Origin of the sequence: Luminiphilus sp. nBUS_07 (assembly GCF_051201685.1) — a bacterium.
GTDB lineage: Bacteria > Pseudomonadota > Gammaproteobacteria > Pseudomonadales > Halieaceae > Luminiphilus.
In genome coordinates this window covers 2183712-2200500 of record NZ_CP179213.1, presented here as the reverse complement: position 1 = coordinate 2200500, position 16789 = coordinate 2183712, and the positions used below count along the sequence as shown (strand labels likewise).

The window sequence follows — 16789 nt, the reverse complement described above, 5'->3', positions numbered from 1 at the left end:
TGAATGTGTCGCTTTTCCGCATATTGTTGGCGCCCTGTTACTCGCTATATGGGGTCTAGCAATGAATACTTGTGGTCTAAGCCGGCCCCTTCCCTCCCTCGCAGAATAGATAAGGAAAAACACAATGTCCGCCACTGACGCTAGCGAAAACCAGCTTTGGGACAGGTTTTCGTCAATCTATCGAGGGACGTAGAACATTGGATAGGGTGAAACCACAATGACTGAACTCCCCAACCCGCGTCTGCACAACACAAGCGCTCACAGTGTCTGGCGGCATGCTTGTTTACGTGTTTGTGCGGCGGCAGAGCAGCTGGGTGTTAATACCGGTCCTATATTGGAAGAGGTCGGTCTAGCGCTGGTCGATTTGCAAACACCGGGATTTCGCGTGCCACTCGCCGTTCATCAGAATTTAGTATTGGCGTGTGTTTTGTCCACGGGACGACAGGATTTGGCGCTATTTATGAATCAAGAAATGCCCGCACTCGGCAACACACTGGTTCAAAATTCAGTCACTGCGAGTGAGTCTGGTGCGGCAGCTTTCCAGCGATTTAAGCAACTCATGCACATCGTAGATACTTCCTTGATCCTCAGTTTTGAGATCAGGGGAGACGGTGCTGCATGTGTACTACAGCAAGCGGAAGTTTGGCCTGACCCCATAGCTAATTTTCCCGAGGACCTCTGGATTTCAAGTGTGATTCAGACGGGGTGTGCTTTGCTGGATTCGACGGAGGGGCACCAAACGGTAGAGTTTCGGCGAGACGAGCCAGAAGATTCGACGCCGTGGTATGAGGTTTTCGGTAATGAGATTGTTTGGGGGGCTGCTCAGTCAAGGATTTGGTTCAAAACCGCAGACGTCAATAGGATTAGACCTGAGGCCAATGAAAGGTTGGCGCAGGCTAATTTCGAGTCGGCAGAAAAATATAAATCTGTAGATTCTGCCCTAGTTCAGAGTGTGATCGTGTCTATTAGGAAATGGCTGCCACAGGGTAAAGCGGTACAACAGAGGGTGGCCAGCGATGTTGGGTTGCAAGTGAGAACGTTACAACGAAGTTTAAAAGCCGAGGGCACAAGTTTTGGTCGTTTGTTGGCTGATGAGCGGAGGCGTCAAGCTATGAGGCGCCTCTCTATTGGGCAGCCCGTGGGTGTTATCGCCGCAGAATTAGGCTACGTAGACCAGAGTGCATTTTCATCGGCATTCAAGGATTGGGTCGGTATGTCACCGACGAAATATAAAGCAGCCCATTTAATTTGATGGTAACTGAGGTTTTTCCTCGTCTTAACGCTTAAAACTCAGGTCTGAGGGTAGCCTGTTTAGGGTGGTGATAACTATCCATGGCAATGCTAGCCGTTAGCAATGCTTACTGTTTTGAGGAATTTCTTTCTTTCTCGATATATTCTGAGGGTGAAAGTCCGAACCAAGTTTTGAATGCTTTAGAAAAAGCGCCCGGGTCTTCGTACCCTAGCTCCGATGCTATGTCAGAAACAGTAGCAGATGAGCCAAGAATTTTCTCCTTGGCATACCGTTGGCGGAGTAGCTTTAGGATTTCTTTGAAGGTCGTGCCATCTTCTTTAAGCAATCTCTGCAGGGTTCGCGTTCCTACCGCGAGGTCACTAGCGATTAACTCGGGTGTTGGTGCGCCGTCCTCTAAATGGGCGGCCATTTGCGCTTCCACCCGCTGAGTTAAGCTACTCCTAAGGACCTGTTGCAGTTGCGGTTCCATGAGAGCATCGTTTAGCAAAGCTGTCCTTTCATCAGCAAGCAGCCGGGGGTGCAGTAGCGCTTCGCTATTCCAAACAATGGATGTGGTCGAAGCCCCCCACTCAATGGATTCAGCGAGAAATTCATGCCACGTTGCTGGGTTCTCGGGTTGGTTCTGCTGCATGGTAATGTGAAGAGGCTTGATGCCGTCGGGAGTCAGGTAGTCTACGGCGAGGCAGATGCTCGACACCATGGCGTCTAACATGCTGGTATTGAAGCGCTCATCCCATCCGCCTATATTCATGATGTGAGTGTCTCCAAGGCACTGTAATTTGAAAACGGCGCCGCTTTCTATAACGGGTGCAAATTTTTTGAAGCGATTGATGCCGTCCAGCGCGGTGTTGCTGGCTCTTATCGAAACCCCAAGAGCGGAATTAGTGACTGGCGCTTTTTGACCGGCAAAGACACCAAAGTCGTCGCGACCGGTCTCAAGTTGGCACTGGTCCATCATTTGGTTGAGGACGTGACTGGGCACTCTGTACCCCGGTTGGAACAACTGCTCCAAAGTAAGGCCAAATTTCTGTAGGAGCTTATCTACGTCGCCTCCAAGGCTCTCCAGGCACACAGATACTCTCAGCACGCTATGCCGCCAAACTGATCGGGGTGTGCGGCAAGTTTGCATAACCGATGCGCCTTTTTTTGCTGTAAAACATAATTATTAGAGCATCAAGAAAGCTTATCCAATATGTCGCATTTTGAAAAGAATATTCAACTACTAGCTTTTATTACTCCGTCTATTCCCATCTATTTGTGAGTTGGCGGTGTGCTCGCGCGTTTCTTGGTAAAGCCGCATGCCCTAAGAAGGATCCCTCCTCGGCGGAGCCTCTCGCGTGGAGGCCATCAATGATAAAGGGGTATAGTAAAGTGTCTGATACCTAGTCCCAGCCGCATTTTAGGGACCTTCCCGCCCTGTGCTTCAAGCGTCTTAACTTGCGTGACGTGCATCACGTATCTGCTAGCGTGTCGTAATCGGACAACTATTTGGCATTGCTGACCTAACCTCCAATTGGGTCGTTGTGAAATTATCTATTTGTCGAAAATTAGTTGAGTTTGTGTATTTATGAACAAAGCTGCGACATTTTTAAATGACTGTCAGCAAACAAGCGCCACGTTCACGACAGATTTTCGGCCTTCCAGAGCCAGGGACAAGGTCGATCTGGCAATATTGGCGCTGATGCTGCAGGATAATAACGACAAAGCAATTAAGGAGGCGTTCATGCACTGTCAAATGGCTTTCGATGGTGTTTCCAATCAAACGCTGCAGAACTTTTTTACGGGCCACGCCGCGGTCGCCTTTGAGATACTGCAAGGCCTAATGAGCACGGCCGACTCACTGTCGGCGTCTATCTACGACAGAGCTGCAAACCTGAGCGTGCCTCAGCGCCGGCACTTCTGCAACGCACTTTTAGTTGTTTTTGGTGCTTTGTGTGCAGCTGAGTGACTTCTTGCCAACGAGGCTCCCTAGTGCCTTAAATTGCCGTCCAAAGCACATTTACATGGCCGGTGTCGAACCAGTGAGCCATTGAATTGACCTCAGGTAACCATACTGTTTGGAGACATTCCGCGCTGCGAGTTTGCATCGCGCTGGAACAATTAGGTGCCGATCCTAGGCCGCTACTGTCCAACTTTTGCGTTAGCTATGAAGATTTGTCGATGCCAGGGTTTAGGGTGAGTGCCGACCTCATGGATCAGCTGGTCACTGCAGCCTCTCAACTCGTCGACCGCAAGGACTTTGGCCTTTATGTGGGTCAACATGTAGAGCCACTGGGGAATACCGCATTGAAGTGGTCCATCGTTCTGAGTGGGTCTCCTGCTGCAGCGCTACAACGCATGGCAAATTTCTCGACCCTTATAGACTCCAGAGTGTCAGTTGAAGTTCAGGCGGTCGGTAACCATCATGTGCTCGAACGCCTGCCTCCCGTAGATCTTTTATACCGAGGCGTAGACCCTCTTTACGAGGACTTTGTTGCATCGGGTTTGGTAGCCCTGATCCAAAATTTGCTTCCAGATGGGGCGCGGCATTCTGCAGTGGAACTGACGCAGAGTAAGCCCGACGATCCTGACCCTTGGACTGCGTGTTTTGGCGAGAACATTACGTGGTCAGCGCCCACTTTTAAAGTGTGGTGGGACACCTCGTTGCTGCGTCAACAAAGAGTCAACTCCAACGAAAAACTTGCCCGGGCTCACGATGTCTTAGCGAGGCAGCAATTGACAGCACAAAAAGCTGCTGCTTGGAAGCAGCGTGTAGAGTGGTTACTGATTGCGGAACTAAGGCGCGGCGCCATTACCCAGAAAACAATCGCTAAGGCTTTAAAGGTCGAGGTCAGGACACTTCAAAGAAACCTGAAAGCTGAAGACACGTGTTTTCAGGAGCTTCTGACGGGCGTCAGGAAAAGCCATGCGCTAAGTCAATTGAGTTACAACGTGCCGATTGCGCAGATTGGATCGGAGCTTGGCTATAAAGACCCGAGTGCTTTCTCGAATGCCTTTAAACTTTGGTTTGGCGTGTCTCCAAGAAATTACTCCGACGCAATACAAGTTTCTATGCCCTAGCAGATTGGAAGGACTGCGTTTAAAAACTTTAGTACCTGGGAACAGGACTCAAACTAGATTTAGAGGCTTGATAAATACCCTAGAGAGTTTTTTTAAAACGCTGCTTAAATGTTATCTGCGCACATCGGAAGAAGTTCTTTGAGACTGGGGTGCGCCATCTTCATGTTGATTGATGGACGCTCTGTAGCGAGTTGGCGATACGCCGAACCAGTTTTTGAAAGCCCGAGAGAAGGCACTAACATCGTTATAACCTAGTCTGCTCGCGACGGCTTGAATGGGCTCTACACCATTGGCTATGCTTTTTTTTGCTTCAGCTTTGCGTAGTCGTCTTACTATCTCCTTGAAATTTGTACCGCTCTTTTGAAGTTGTCGCTGCATTGACCTTGTGCTCAGTCCTAGGTTTCTGCTGATAAGCGCAGGGCTAAGGGCGCCCTCGTTCAGTTGTTGTTTGATGTTAGCTTCAACGTGCTCCGCGAGGCTGCTGTCAGCACTGGGCTCATGCTTGTCTGTTAACGACTCATTGAATTTCGCTGTTGTTTCGTTAGAGAGAAGACGCTGTTTCCGCAACAGTGAGCTGGGCCATGCAATTTGCGTTTCGTCCGCCCCCCAATAAATGACCCCACCTAAAAATTTGTGCCAAGGCGAAGGATCTGCCGGTTTTTCCCTGCGCAGCTTTACAAACCGTGGCCATGTAGTTTTGGGCAGGGTTTCTTGGGTCAACATACATATTCTAGATACAAACAGGTCCTCTAGTAGCACACTCCATGTTGTCTCGATGTTAAGTATCCTTAAAATATGTGTGTCAGTGGACTCCACAAGTGAAAGGAAAAGTCCACTGTCGGTGTTTTGAGCGGATTGGCAGGCGCGTTGAAGGCCCTTTAGGGCAGTACTGCTTGCTAACCAAGAAATACCTGATGATGTGGTAGCTGGTAGTCTTTGTCCCGCCAAGAGGCCAAAGTCTTGCCGCTCAGTCATGGCTACGCATTTGTTAAGCATATCTATCAACACAATGGCTTTGATTCTAAAGCTCTCTGCCATTAGGTGCTGAGGTAAGATATCGAACTGCGCTAACAGGCCGTCCCCATCACCGCCCAAGTCATTAAGGACGGTGTACGTAAGCAACACAGACTTGCCCGAAACGATTTGATCGCGTTTTTGCAGCATGCCCTGATCCGTCATTTCATCTACCGCTCATCTATGAAAAATTTGGATCGCTGTGTCACCCATGCAAGGCTACCATCGGCCCTATACTGAAAGTTTTGGTGTTTCTAATAATTTTCTACTATCGCTTTTTCGAGGGCAAGGCTTAGGTCGCTTTATGCCTCGTGTGCAACATTTAGTGTTGGAGTCGCATTGCCATTTTGTTTTCAATATTGACCGGCTAAACGCTCGTTGGACAGTTGCACTTGCTGGTGATTGCCGGTTCAAAGGTGTTGCGGCTTTTTCAGTTGCTGGGACGCCTACGGTTTTGCTTGGTCGTAAAAGAGTTCCATAAGTGGGGCCCCGAGCGTTAGGCATTGACCGCCAAATTTTATGCTAAAAAGCGACAAGATGTGACAGGCAGCGTATCCCCACATTTTGCAAAGTTCCCCACCTTATATGTACCGGTTGTCCTCAGCAGTCTTTGATCATTAGATCAAAACCTGTATTGCTCGGGTTATAGGGGTCGCTTGGCGTCATCCGTCCCAAGAGGATGTGACGAACCGGCCACCTCTTTCAGTTTTAATGTGTAGGTGTCGAATTGGTGGCCAGTGATAAATTGCTGAAGCTACAGCCAGAGATGCTCATTTGGAGTTTATGTCATAATTTTTGCTCATGGCTGGATCAAAAAGGTCGAGGCCTTTTAAGGTCACGATTGCTGAATCTATCATTAGATACTTGCAGGACATTTTTGCGAGTTCGATGGGGCAGAGCAATAATTAAGGACCCGTTGGGCAATCATTCACCCGCTACCAAGTGCAGAGTTCTCTTAGAACAGCGGTTGCATAAGCACCGCGTTGTAGCGTGAACTTCAACACAAGGTCCTTTCTCTCCATCTGAATGCTTAGGTTTTTTACTAGCAGCCTTAGGCTGCGCTGCCCCTCTTGGACACGCGCCTTTTCCAGAGCTTCTTGCCAATGTGTTGGTTCAAATTGCGACCCATCACCTACAAGACTTATGGAAGGATGGATGTCAGCAGCCTGACACCGATTCACTAGGCTCGTATCAATGTCGGAGAAATCAAAAACACTGCCAGACCCCTCAAGGTTGGCTTTGTCGCCGATTTGTAGTTGATTCCATGAGGTTTGAGTAACGCGCAGAGAGAGAGTGTTATTGAAGGTAAAGGAGCGAATCGTCGAAATGGCGAGACTACGCTTGTCACGGGGTAGGCGCCGTCCCTGAGCCCAACTTTCGGCCAATCCCAGATTGCCACCATTGCGACCAAAACGCTGCTCACCAAAGTAGTTGGGCACCCCTTGGTTCGTCAGTTTGGCTATGCGTTGATCGATGGGCTCCATCTCCACGGTGGACAAGCTCCGTAGTTTGATGGTGAAACTATTTCCGCGATGAGCGCCACGCTTTAGCTTCCTGCGGTGCCGCTCGAGACGATGAATTTCAACGCCTTCAACGTTACATCCAGACCAGTCAGGAGAATTCCACCGTGGCACACTGATCCATTGTCGAGTAATGGCGTGCCTGTCTTTGAGCCCGGCAAAACCAATGTCTTTAATTGGGACTTGGGCGTATTGCGCCAATTGCTTTGCTACCCATTGCGTGTTGGCACCGATTTTTTCAATGAATAGATAGTCATGTTCGCCGTCGTCGCTGAGGTCCCAGCCAAGTTCCTCCGTCACTTGAAAGTCTTCAGGTCGATAGCGCAGTTGCGCAGCAAATAGCGGTGCGCCGTGGGCGCGAGACCAATCGGGCAATGTTTGTGTGTGCACCACTTCTATTGTCTCTTGGGATTTGATGGTCCCAAGCGTTCTATGGCATTCAGCGACTGGAATGTCACACGGCCATCAACGACTGTCATCAACGTTTTAGCGGTTAGAATCTCAGACGGATCAGCTATCATGAAATCGGTATCAAATATCGATAAATCGGCTTGCTTCCCCACTTCAATAGAGCCACGGTTGTGTTCCTGAAAGGAAGCAAAGGCTGGCCATGTCGTCAGCATGCGCAATGCATCAAATCGATCAACGGCATACTCTGGATACCACCCTTCACCGGAAGAACCGTCTAACCGGCTTCTTGTAATGGCGGCATAAAATTCAATTCTGGGGTCGCCGGCTTCTACGGGCGCATCGGAGCCAGCAACAATGAGAATCTCCTGATCGATGAGCGGGCGCCAGGGGTAGGCGTATTTGAGGCGTTCCTTACCCAGACGATCAGCGGCAAAATTTAGATCGCCAATGGCATGACTGGGCTGCATAGAAAGAATGACAGCCATATTTTTGATGCGTTTCTGATCTTCGGGTGGAATAATTTGAGCATGCTCGAGACGCCATCTGAGGTCCGTATTTTTCCACTGAGTCTCAGGAGTTAAGTCCCGCGCCTCTTGATACCAGTCGAGTGTTTCCCGAACCGCCCTGTCGCCGATTACATGGGTCATGATTTGCACGCCCTGTCTAAGCGCACTCGCTAAAACTGGCATCAGCTCTGCTTTGGTCGTTCGGTCCATGAATCCGCGATGGTCAGCATCGGCATAAGGCTCCAACAGAGCAGCGCCTCTTGAACCCAACGTGCCATCGATAAACACTTTGATGGCACGAAGGTCGATCCAGCCATCATCGGACTGCTCAGGACCTTGCTCGAGTAATGGTTCAGCCGCCGAGATCGGGACAGCCACGTACACGCGATGGGTCATTAACCCCTGTGTCCGAAGATTCTGCAGCAGCCGAAGCTCTCGCCAAGACATTCCAGCATCATGTGTCGAAGTCCAACCCAGAGCAGCATTTGCTCTCATCCCCCGCAGGAGATTGTCAGCAATGAAAGCATCAGTTTCAGACGGTAATATGGCTCTGAACGGCGCCATCGCCTTGCCCAAAACATAACCGGTAAGCTCGCCTTCATCATCACGTTCAAAACGTCCTCCCTCGGGGTCTGGCGTGGTCTTGTTGATGCCGGCCAAGTTCAGCGCTTTGGTGTTCACCAAAGCTGAGACACCATCAGCCCGCGGCATGAACAGCGGCTTACTTTCTGTAAATCGATCAACATCCCAACGCGTTAAAAATCGGCGCTCACCCTGCCACTCACGTTCAATCCAACCGCGTCCCAAAATCCAGTCCCCGGGTGGAATATCATCTGCCCATCGCTCTATTGCAGCGACGGTTTTTTCCAAGGTATCGATGCCAAACAAACTTAGCGTTTTAGTTCGTCGACCCACGCCTTCAAGGTGCTGGTGGCTGTCAGTAAAGCCCGGGAACACGGTTGCCCCCTTGAGGTCAACGATACGTTCAGTACCGCACCCAAGGGTAGCAGCCTCACTATTTGTGCCGACAAATACGAAGCGCCCATTGTCAATGATCACGGCTTCATGCTGCGAGTTGAGCGCATCGGCGGTGTAAACAACCGCATTGTGTAGGAGCAGGTCTGCGGGCTGGCAAACTTTCTGCGCTTCCGCGGCAACCGGTCCTGAAGCAGTCACCCATCCACACAGAATTGCCATGCAAGCCAGTATCTTTGGCACCCACCGATTGGCTCGTCGTCGGAAAGCGAGGTGGTTTCGGGTCGAAATTGAAAAGGAGGTTGGCAGCATGAATACAGGACTCAATAAAAGACGGAATAATAGAGACAGCTCTCGACACCCAGCATAAGCAAAGTTAATGGGGTATTGGAAAAAACCCGCTCACGCCACTCAAATAATTGACTCGAGGATGACGCTCAATCAGCTGGAAATCGCGCTTGTATAGATTCACTTACAGATCGCCAGATGGCGAAATACGATCAGGGTCCGAAGTTTGATTGTTGCACCTCAAGCGGTGGTATAGCCACCCTCTAGGGACAAGGTCGTCCTTGAAATTGAACAATGCTCGAGTGCTTTGGGGCATTAACCCCAATGATAGTGGGAAAATTGGCCCGCCCGAGAGGATTCGAACCTCTGACCTGCCCCTTAGGAGGGGGCCGCGCTATCCAGCTGTGCCACGGGCGGTTGCGCTTATGATAAGCCCTAAGCCTCCCGGTAGCCAAACTCTGTCACCTGTGCGGAAAAAATCGAAAAAAATGCGAGCCGACGTCTGTAAAAAATGCCTTTCCATGGCCCATTAGTGGCCCTCAAGTGGTCCCCTCGGCGAGTGGCAGCCGTTTCACGGTCGAACGCGATGCAGGGCTTACTCATTGGAGGTGGCGTCAATGCGCCCTATGCGGGGGCGCTAGCAAGGGAGGGCGGTGTACCAAAGGGCCAAGCACTCCGGGGGTTTATGCGCTTCGGGTGAATAATGCGATCAATGTGCAGTTAAAGGTCGGTGTGTTTTTCGTGACTCCCCTCGGGCAGGCGAGAATGTTAGACCGAATTGTCGTACCGTAACGCATTAGCAGAGGCACACGGCGGGATTATGCCAAGACACCGGCGAGCAGCGAAGAAAAGCCATGCGAGCTTTAAGCACGAGGGCGCTTTTGAGGGGCGAGTGCGTGATTTAACCAGTGATGGTCGCGGCGTTGTGAGTCATCCCGATGGTAGAACATTCTTTGTGCCCGGAGTGTGGCTCGATGAGGTCGCGGAAATTCGGGTTGTGGGGCGGCGGGGCAAAGTCGGTCTAGGTCAAGTTATTACCCTCAAAAAGGCCGACCCGCAGCGTCGAGAAGCGCCGTGTCGGCATCACGGAGACAGCTCAGATCATTGTGGTGGTTGCCCCTGGATGTTTATGCCTTACGAGGCCCAGAGTGCAGCCAAAGTGCGGCGTCTGAAATCAACGACCGAAGGCTTAGGCGACAGTTCCACGCAGCTTGATGCGTTGTTGGCTGCCCCAGAGGAGCTGGGTTATCGAAATCGGGCGCAGCTAAAAACCGACGGTTCGAAGCTGGGTTATGTGGCGGCAGGAACTAGAACGTTGATTGATGTCACCACCTGTCCAGTTCTTAGTGCTAGCAATAGCAAGTCTCTGGCAAGTTTACGGGAAGCGTTACCCAACCCTACCTGGCGAGCGCGTAAACAAGACTGGCAGACGATCGATCTTGATGACAACTTGGAAGAGCCATCGTTGAACAGGCGCCTCCCGTTTCGTCAGGGCAATACGCAGCAAAATGCGGTCATGCGGGAGTGGCTGGCACAGACCATTGCGTCGATCTCACCAGATGCGCCAGTGCTGGAGTTGTTTGCGGGCTCAGGCAATTTCACCGAGGTATTGGCGACGCATTTTAAAACAGTGGTGGCGGTGGAGGGTGATCAGCAGGCGCTACAGCAGCTCTCTTACGTGGCGCCTGATCGGATTCAGGCCCATGCGTTGAATCTATTTTCGCTACCGGCGGTTGAGGCTTGGATAAGCGAGCAAGAGGTGATTCGGGCGTTAGTATTAGACCCGCCTAGAGAGGGGCTCAAGGTGCGTGCGCCGTTTCTCGATGCGCTTACAGAGTTAGAGACAGTGATTTACGTGGCATGTGATATCGCGACCTGGGCTCGGGACTGTAAAGACTTTTTAGCAAAGGGGTTCCGCTTGGCGCGAGTCACGCCACTCGATTTGTTTCCTCAAACGCCGCATTTAGAGGTTTTGAGTGTGCTTACTCGGGCGTAGGCTCATGCTGCTGTGCTAGCAGAAACTCCGCGACGTCGCCTTCGCTGCCGCGAAAAATAATGCGCTCTTTACGATTTTCGAGTTGGTAGTTGTACATTGGGTCGTAGTAGTCGCGAAGCAGGGCGGCAATCCAACCACGATGAACACTCGTGTCGCCCTTGAGGTGGCTCGCAATTGCGTCATCGAGCTGGCGCGTGAGCTCGTGATGTCGCACGCCCCCTAAACGTTTTTTGATGCGATCAAGGGCGGCGTAAAGGTCGCTGGAAAAATGTTCGAAGGCTTCTTTGGTGTCACCTAATCGCGTTTTCAGGTCTGCCAGGTTAGCCAAGATGTAGTTTTCAAATGAGTGTTCAACGCGTGCTTCAAGACTGGCCTCTACTACAACCATGGGTGCCGACTTAAGGCAGTCCTGAAGGTTTTGAGCTAGGGCGCAGCGACCGATCAATCGGCTCTCATCCTCTGCGATTATGAACGGCACGGGCTCGTCATTGGCGTTAAAAATTGCGCTATCAACGGCGATCTCAAAGTTAATCTGCGTCGGCTGACCTCCATCTCTTCGTCCAAAAGATGAGCCGCGATGATTGGCCATGCCTTCAAGATCAATCCCTCCTGGTAGTCGCCCTCCTGAGGCACCGTGGTTGATGAGTCGAGTTTTGGCGCAGCCTGTTTTTCCGGCCACGACTAGGAAGGTTTCCTGGGCATAAATATTGTCGCTGGAATCAATTAACCAGCGCCGGAGTGCTTTGTATCCGCCGCTAATACGGGGATAGTCAATGCCGGCATCTTTTAGCCATTGCTGCGCTAAGCCTGAGCGCATTCCCCCTCGGAAGCAAAAAAGAGCCCCGTCAGGATGCTCGTTGGCAAATTTTATCCATGCAGCAATACGGTCTTCTTTTAGGCTGCCAGTGACGAGCTGGTGGCCAAGCGCAATGGCTGCCTCAGCTCCTTCGTTCTTGTAGCAACGGCCGACCGCTTCACGCTCAGTATCATTCATGAGGGGTAAATTAGTTGCTGTAGGCATGCTGCCACGCTCAAACTCAACAGGTGCGCGAGTGTCGATCAGTGGTACCTGAGTTCGGAACAGCGTAGGAAAATTATCAATATCAGACACGCGGCAATCAGCCAGTGATCTGAATTTGACTGAGGCTACCGCTTATCGGCAACAATTCGCCAATGCTTTCATGAGGTAGTTCTGCAGCAATGAGTTGTCTTTCGACTTCTGCCGTCGCGTGGGGGGCAACGGCGACTAGAAGGCCGCCACTTGTTTGCGGGTCACAAAAGATCGATTGATCAAGCGCGCTAAGCGCAATTGTATGGTCTTGGCAGGCGTTAAAGTTCCGGGCTGTGCCCCCAGGCGTACAGCCTTGGGCAACGTAGTCGGTCAAACCATCGATTAGTGGCACCGCTTGTCTGCTGATTTTAGCGCTCAAGCTCCCTCCCTCGCAAAACTCCAAAAGGTGACCCATTAGGCCGAACCCCGTGACATCGGTCATTGCGTTGACGCCTTGGATGGCGGCCAGTTGCTGTCCAATCTGATTAGGCTGACACATGAGTTGGGTCGCAAGACCTTGGTGGCAGTCCTGGAGCTTACCCTGCTTCTCTGCGGTGGTAAGAATACCGATGCCAAGGGGTTTGGTTAGGTATAAGCGGTCTCCGGCACGTCCGGTGCTGTTGCGTTTGAGATGTTCAATAGGGACCTCCCCGGTCACCGCCAGTCCAAAGACAGGTTCTGGACAGTCAATGCTGTGTCCTCCGGCCAAAGGAAAGCCCAAGGATGCACACACGCTGCGTCCTCCTGCGACAACCTCGGCGGCAATGGCGGGTGCTAATTTTTCGATGGGCCAACCCAAAATGGCGATGGCGGCCAAAGGGCGGCCCCCCATTGCATAAATGTCGCTGATCGCATTGGTGGCGGCTACGCGGCCAAAGTCAAAGGGATCGTCGACGATGGGCATAAAAAAATCGGTAGTGGTCAGCACGGCTCGGCCATCGCCAAGATCGATGGCAGCAGCGTCGTCGCGGCTGTGATTGCCCACGAGTAAATTTGGGTAATGCTCCGGGTCGATTTGACTGCCTGAGAGTATTTCACCGAGGACATCAGGCGCTATTTTACAACCGCATCCAGCGCCGTGACTGAATTGAGTGAGACGTACAGCATCTTTTATCACTATTTTTTAAAACCTTTGTAGGCAAGCTTCGTTCAAATCCCTATGCTAACCCAGAGATTTGAAATTGGGGGTGCCCATCGCCATGTTTAGGCGATAGGCCAAAATTTAAGGGTAAATGGAATTGTGACACGTGGTGCCGGGCTCCTGATAGTAGCCCTTTGTGTGCTTGGCGGTTTTGAGGCTTCGGTGATGGCATCGGTAATAGCCCCGGAAACTTCAGTGACTCCCAGCAAAACAGCTGAAAAATATTCGAAGCAACGGGTGCTTTACGAACAGGCCCTCACTGAATTACGTACGGGGATGGGTCCTCGATATCGTGCTATCAGGATGCAGCTTGCTGATTACCCTCTGGTTCAGTACCTCGACTATGAAGCCCTCATAGGGCAGCTGCACGATATGAAGCCGCATGAAGCGAAAGCGTTTTTAGCTGAGGCTTATGAAACACCGCTTCACGATCGCTTTCGTCATGCATTCCTGCTCCATAAAGGTCGAGATCGTCATTGGAAGTCTTTTTTAAGCGTCGCTGAACGGGCCCCTAGAGATGTTGAGCTGCAGTGCTATTACTATCGTGCTCAGCGCACTGTCGGAGACGTTGACGAAGCCTGGCGGGGCGCCGCACGTCTTTGGAATGTTGGAAGATCCCAAGACGATGCTTGCGATATTCTTTTTGAGCGCTGGATAGCCGAGGGTTCAGGCCCTGATGATGCGCTGGTGTGGTCTCGAGCGCTAAAAGCTTTTGACGCAAAAACACCACATCTGATTCGGTATTTAAAACGTTTTGCCTCACCGCAGCTGTCCTTGCTCCTCGAAGAAATGGCGGCGATCTATCGGCGTCCTGATCTGTTGGTAAACCATGGCCATGCAGCGGATGTTTATCATGCCCAGCTGCTGACTGTCGGGATACGGCGGCTTGCTAGGGTCAACCCAGGTCAAGCCAAAGTAGCGCTGGAAAATTCTCGAGGAATACAGCCCTACAGTGATTTGCAATTAGAGGCCATGGAAGCGCTAATTACTCGTCACAGCCTATTCGCCCAGAGTGCAGCCCCGGAGCCGTGGATCGTAGAAACATTGGCGCGCCTGCGGGATGACGAGTTGACAGAAATTTATCTTAGACAGCAAATTCAAGCCGCCAAATGGGAGGCTGTGAGTCAGGGACTTGCTTGGCTTACCAGTGATGCTCGAGAAAATGACAGATGGCGTTACTGGTTGGCGAAAACGCAGATAATCCTCAATGACGAGGAAACCGCTGAAAGAAATCTTAGCGAACTGGCCAATAATAGGAGTTACTACGGATTTTTGGCGGCACAGCAATTAGAACTGCCTTACCAATTGGCGGGTGCATCTGCAGACGTCGACCAGCATTTTTATGACCCCGCACTCGCAAGAGTGGTCGAACTGTTAGCGTTAAACGAGGCTGAAGCGGCCCGTTTGGAATGGCGAACCATGATTGACCGCCTAAGCGATACACAAAAAGTAGCCGCGGCCCGAATTGCAATAGACAAGGGTTGGGATTATTTTGCTATTCATGCAGCGAACAGCGCTGGAGCATGGGATGAGCTTGAGCTTCGATTTCCTGAGTCGTTCCAACCTATTTTTCAGACTTACGCAGAGAAGGAATCGGTCTCCATCACTGAGTTGCTGTCTATAGCGCGACGGGAAAGCGCGATGGATCCCTTGGCGCGCTCGCCGGTGGGGGCGCTGGGTTTAATGCAGGTGATGCCTAGCACTGGAAAAATGGTCGCGCGGAAAAAGGGAATTGCTTTTCGGAGCACGCAGTTGCAGCAAGCAGAATACAACGTGGCGATAGGCGCCCATTATTACCGCGATTTGCTGGACCGTTTTTCCCAGCATCGTCCCAAGGCGTTGGCGGGCTACAACGCTGGGCCACACCGCGTCCGTCGCTGGGTGGATTCTGAGGTGCCTACGGATCAATGGATTGAAAGTCTGCCCTTTAAGGAAACTCGCGAGTATGTTCAAAACGTACTCGCCTACGCGGTTATCTACGATCAAAGGGCCGGTCGCGAGCCTGAATTATTGCGGCAAAATGAACTCACTACTCACCCCTAAGTTAAGCGAGGATGACGATGAAGAGCCTACAGCTACAGTCCTGTGTCCATGAAAACAATACGATTGAATGTGCGCTGTTCGAAGTCGACATTCCAGAGCCCGGGCCCGATGAGGTTTTGATTAAGGTCGAGGCAGCGCCCATTAATCCGTCAGATTTGGGTTTAATGTTCGGAATCTTAAACACCGATACTGCGGCAGCCGGTGAGCGTAACGGTTTTCCGGCAGTAAGCCTTCCTGTGCCAGAAGCGATGATGCGCGCCATGAAGACTCGAGTGGGCCAATGGCTCCCCGCGGGTAACGAGGGGGCCGGCACAGTGGTGGCTGCGGGTTCAAATGACGAGGCTCAGGCGCTAATGGGTAAGCGCGTAGGGGTTTTTGGTGGTGAGCTATTTGCTCAGTACCGCTGTATGTCGGCAATGCAATGCATGGCGCTTCCAGATGATGTCACAGCAGAGGAGGGTGCCTCTTGTGTGGTCAATCCAATGACAGCCCTCGGATTTGTTGAGACCGCCAAAATGGAGGGACATAAGGCGATTGTCCATGCTGCGGCGGCGTCTAATCTTGGGCAAATGCTGCACCGTATTTGTGCTGAAGATGGTATTCCGTTGGTTAACATTGTGCGCAGCGATGAGCAGGTCGCGTTATTAAAGGGGCTGGGCGCCGAGCATGCTTTAAATTCCACAGATGAACATTTTCAAAAAGCTTTAACGGCAGCCGTAGAGGCCACGGGAGCAACCGTTGCCTTTGATCCCATTGGTGGTGGCACGCTCAGCAACCAAATTTTGACGGCGATGGAAGTTGCTGCGCAAAAACGAATGCCTGTTTGGAGTCGTTATGGTTCAGACGAACACAAACAGATCTACATTTATGGCATGTTAGATCCAGCGCCTACTGCCCTCACGCGAGGCTATGGTTTTGCATGGAGTGTAAGTGGCTGGTTGCTGATGCCCTTTTTGCAGCGTGCGGGCCTTGAGCGTATGTTTGCGATGCAGCAGCGGGTTCTATCAGGTTTAAAAACAACCTTTGCCAGTGAATACTCCGACCGTATTTCCCTTGAACAAGCGTTGGAATTGTCAGCGGTTCAAACCTATGGTCGAAAGGCAACGGGGCAAAAAACCCTGATTACGATGTCTTAGAACAACAGATGGGTCAGCCACCGGACAACTTGACGGTGTGGCCGAGTTTTTCAAGGACCTCCTTGCAAACAGTGCGCTGATCTCCCTGTATTTCGATATTTCCGTCTTTCACAGCACCGCCCACACCGCAACGCTGCTTGAGGCGTTTTGCGGTGTCTTTCAGGACGTCAGCGCTAACGGGCAGGCCTTCAATGACGGTTACGGCTTTGCCCCCTCGGCCTTTGGTTTCGCGCCGTATGCGGGCAAAACCGTCGCCCTCCAACTTAGGTGCGGCTTTGCCACATACACAGTGAGTGAGCTTTCGCTGGCACTGGGGGCATAGACGTCCGCCGTCGGTGGAAAAGACCAAATTCGAGGTGGTGTTTTTTTTGTTCACGGAAGATCTCCAGTTGCCGC

General features: G+C 51.5%; 13 protein-coding genes and 1 tRNA gene. 6 read left to right on the top strand and 8 right to left on the bottom strand.

Going from position 1 to position 16789, the window contains the following annotated elements:
• The first annotated feature begins 217 nt into the window (after positions 1 to 217).
• A complete protein-coding gene (locus ACMAZB_RS09790) occupies positions 218 to 1252 on the top strand; it encodes an AraC family transcriptional regulator ligand-binding domain-containing protein (protein WP_435216815.1) in 1035 nt (344 codons plus the stop codon).
• Between the two features lie 106 nt (positions 1253 to 1358).
• Here the strand turns inward: ACMAZB_RS09790 and ACMAZB_RS09785 are convergent, their stop codons facing one another.
• Entirely contained in the window at positions 1359 to 2339 is a 981-nt protein-coding gene (locus ACMAZB_RS09785) for a helix-turn-helix domain-containing protein (protein ID WP_435216813.1), read from the bottom strand.
• A 480-nt stretch (positions 2340 to 2819) separates the two neighbouring features.
• Here ACMAZB_RS09785 and ACMAZB_RS09780 point away from each other — a divergent pair, with 480 nt between their 5' ends.
• Positions 2820 to 3200, top strand: coding sequence for a hypothetical protein (locus ACMAZB_RS09780; protein WP_435216812.1), 381 nt, complete (start codon positions 2820 to 2822; stop codon positions 3198 to 3200).
• A 212-nt stretch (positions 3201 to 3412) separates the two neighbouring features.
• A complete protein-coding gene (locus ACMAZB_RS09775; RefSeq protein ID WP_435216811.1) occupies positions 3413 to 4312 on the top strand; it encodes a helix-turn-helix domain-containing protein in 900 nt (299 codons plus the stop codon).
• A gap of 111 nt (positions 4313 to 4423) precedes the next feature.
• Here the strand turns inward: ACMAZB_RS09775 and ACMAZB_RS09770 are convergent, their stop codons facing one another.
• The 4 genes from ACMAZB_RS09770 to ACMAZB_RS09755 all read right to left on the bottom strand — a co-directional run bounded on the left by ACMAZB_RS09770 (position 4424) and on the right by ACMAZB_RS09755 (position 9443).
• Complete coding sequence (locus tag ACMAZB_RS09770) at positions 4424 to 5491, bottom strand: helix-turn-helix domain-containing protein (RefSeq protein WP_435216809.1); 1068 nt, start codon at positions 5489 to 5491, stop codon at positions 4424 to 4426.
• A 770-nt stretch (positions 5492 to 6261) separates the two neighbouring features.
• Positions 6262 to 7239, bottom strand: coding sequence for a tRNA pseudouridine(13) synthase TruD (truD, locus tag ACMAZB_RS09765; protein ID WP_435216808.1), 978 nt, complete (start codon positions 7237 to 7239; stop codon positions 6262 to 6264).
• 2 nt (positions 7240 to 7241) lie between these two features.
• A complete protein-coding gene (locus tag ACMAZB_RS09760; protein ID WP_435216806.1) occupies positions 7242 to 8960 on the bottom strand; it encodes an amidohydrolase in 1719 nt (572 codons plus the stop codon).
• Positions 8961 to 9366: 406 nt separating this feature from the next.
• Positions 9367 to 9443, bottom strand: a tRNA-Arg gene (locus tag ACMAZB_RS09755).
• A gap of 403 nt (positions 9444 to 9846) precedes the next feature.
• Here ACMAZB_RS09755 and ACMAZB_RS09750 point away from each other — a divergent pair.
• Complete coding sequence (locus tag ACMAZB_RS09750) at positions 9847 to 11022, top strand: class I SAM-dependent RNA methyltransferase (RefSeq protein ID WP_435216805.1); 1176 nt, start codon at positions 9847 to 9849, stop codon at positions 11020 to 11022.
• Here the strand turns inward: ACMAZB_RS09750 and mnmH are convergent.
• The gene (gene mnmH / locus ACMAZB_RS09745; protein ID WP_435216803.1) at positions 11009 to 12133 is read right to left on the bottom strand and encodes a tRNA 2-selenouridine(34) synthase MnmH; all 1125 of its coding nucleotides are present in this window, start codon (positions 12131 to 12133) and stop codon (positions 11009 to 11011) included. The genes ACMAZB_RS09750 and mnmH overlap by 14 nt on opposite strands.
• A gap of 7 nt (positions 12134 to 12140) precedes the next feature.
• On the bottom strand, positions 12141 to 13187 hold the full coding sequence (selD, locus tag ACMAZB_RS09740; protein WP_435220071.1) for a selenide, water dikinase SelD: 1047 nt from the start codon (positions 13185 to 13187) through the stop codon (positions 12141 to 12143).
• 126 nt (positions 13188 to 13313) lie between these two features.
• Between selD and ACMAZB_RS09735 the strand changes: the two genes are divergently transcribed.
• Both ACMAZB_RS09735 and ACMAZB_RS09730 read left to right on the top strand, forming a co-directional pair.
• Positions 13314 to 15257 (top strand): transglycosylase SLT domain-containing protein, encoded by a 1944-nt coding sequence (locus tag ACMAZB_RS09735; protein ID WP_435216801.1) that lies wholly within the window; start codon positions 13314 to 13316, stop codon positions 15255 to 15257.
• Between the two features lie 17 nt (positions 15258 to 15274).
• Complete coding sequence (locus tag ACMAZB_RS09730; RefSeq protein WP_435216799.1) at positions 15275 to 16393, top strand: zinc-binding dehydrogenase; 1119 nt, start codon at positions 15275 to 15277, stop codon at positions 16391 to 16393.
• 13 nt (positions 16394 to 16406) lie between these two features.
• On the opposite strand, the gene ACMAZB_RS09725 is transcribed toward ACMAZB_RS09730, so the two are convergent.
• On the bottom strand, positions 16407 to 16769 hold the full coding sequence (locus ACMAZB_RS09725) for a translation initiation factor Sui1 (protein WP_435216798.1): 363 nt from the start codon (positions 16767 to 16769) through the stop codon (positions 16407 to 16409).
• Positions 16770 to 16789 lie beyond the last annotated feature (20 nt).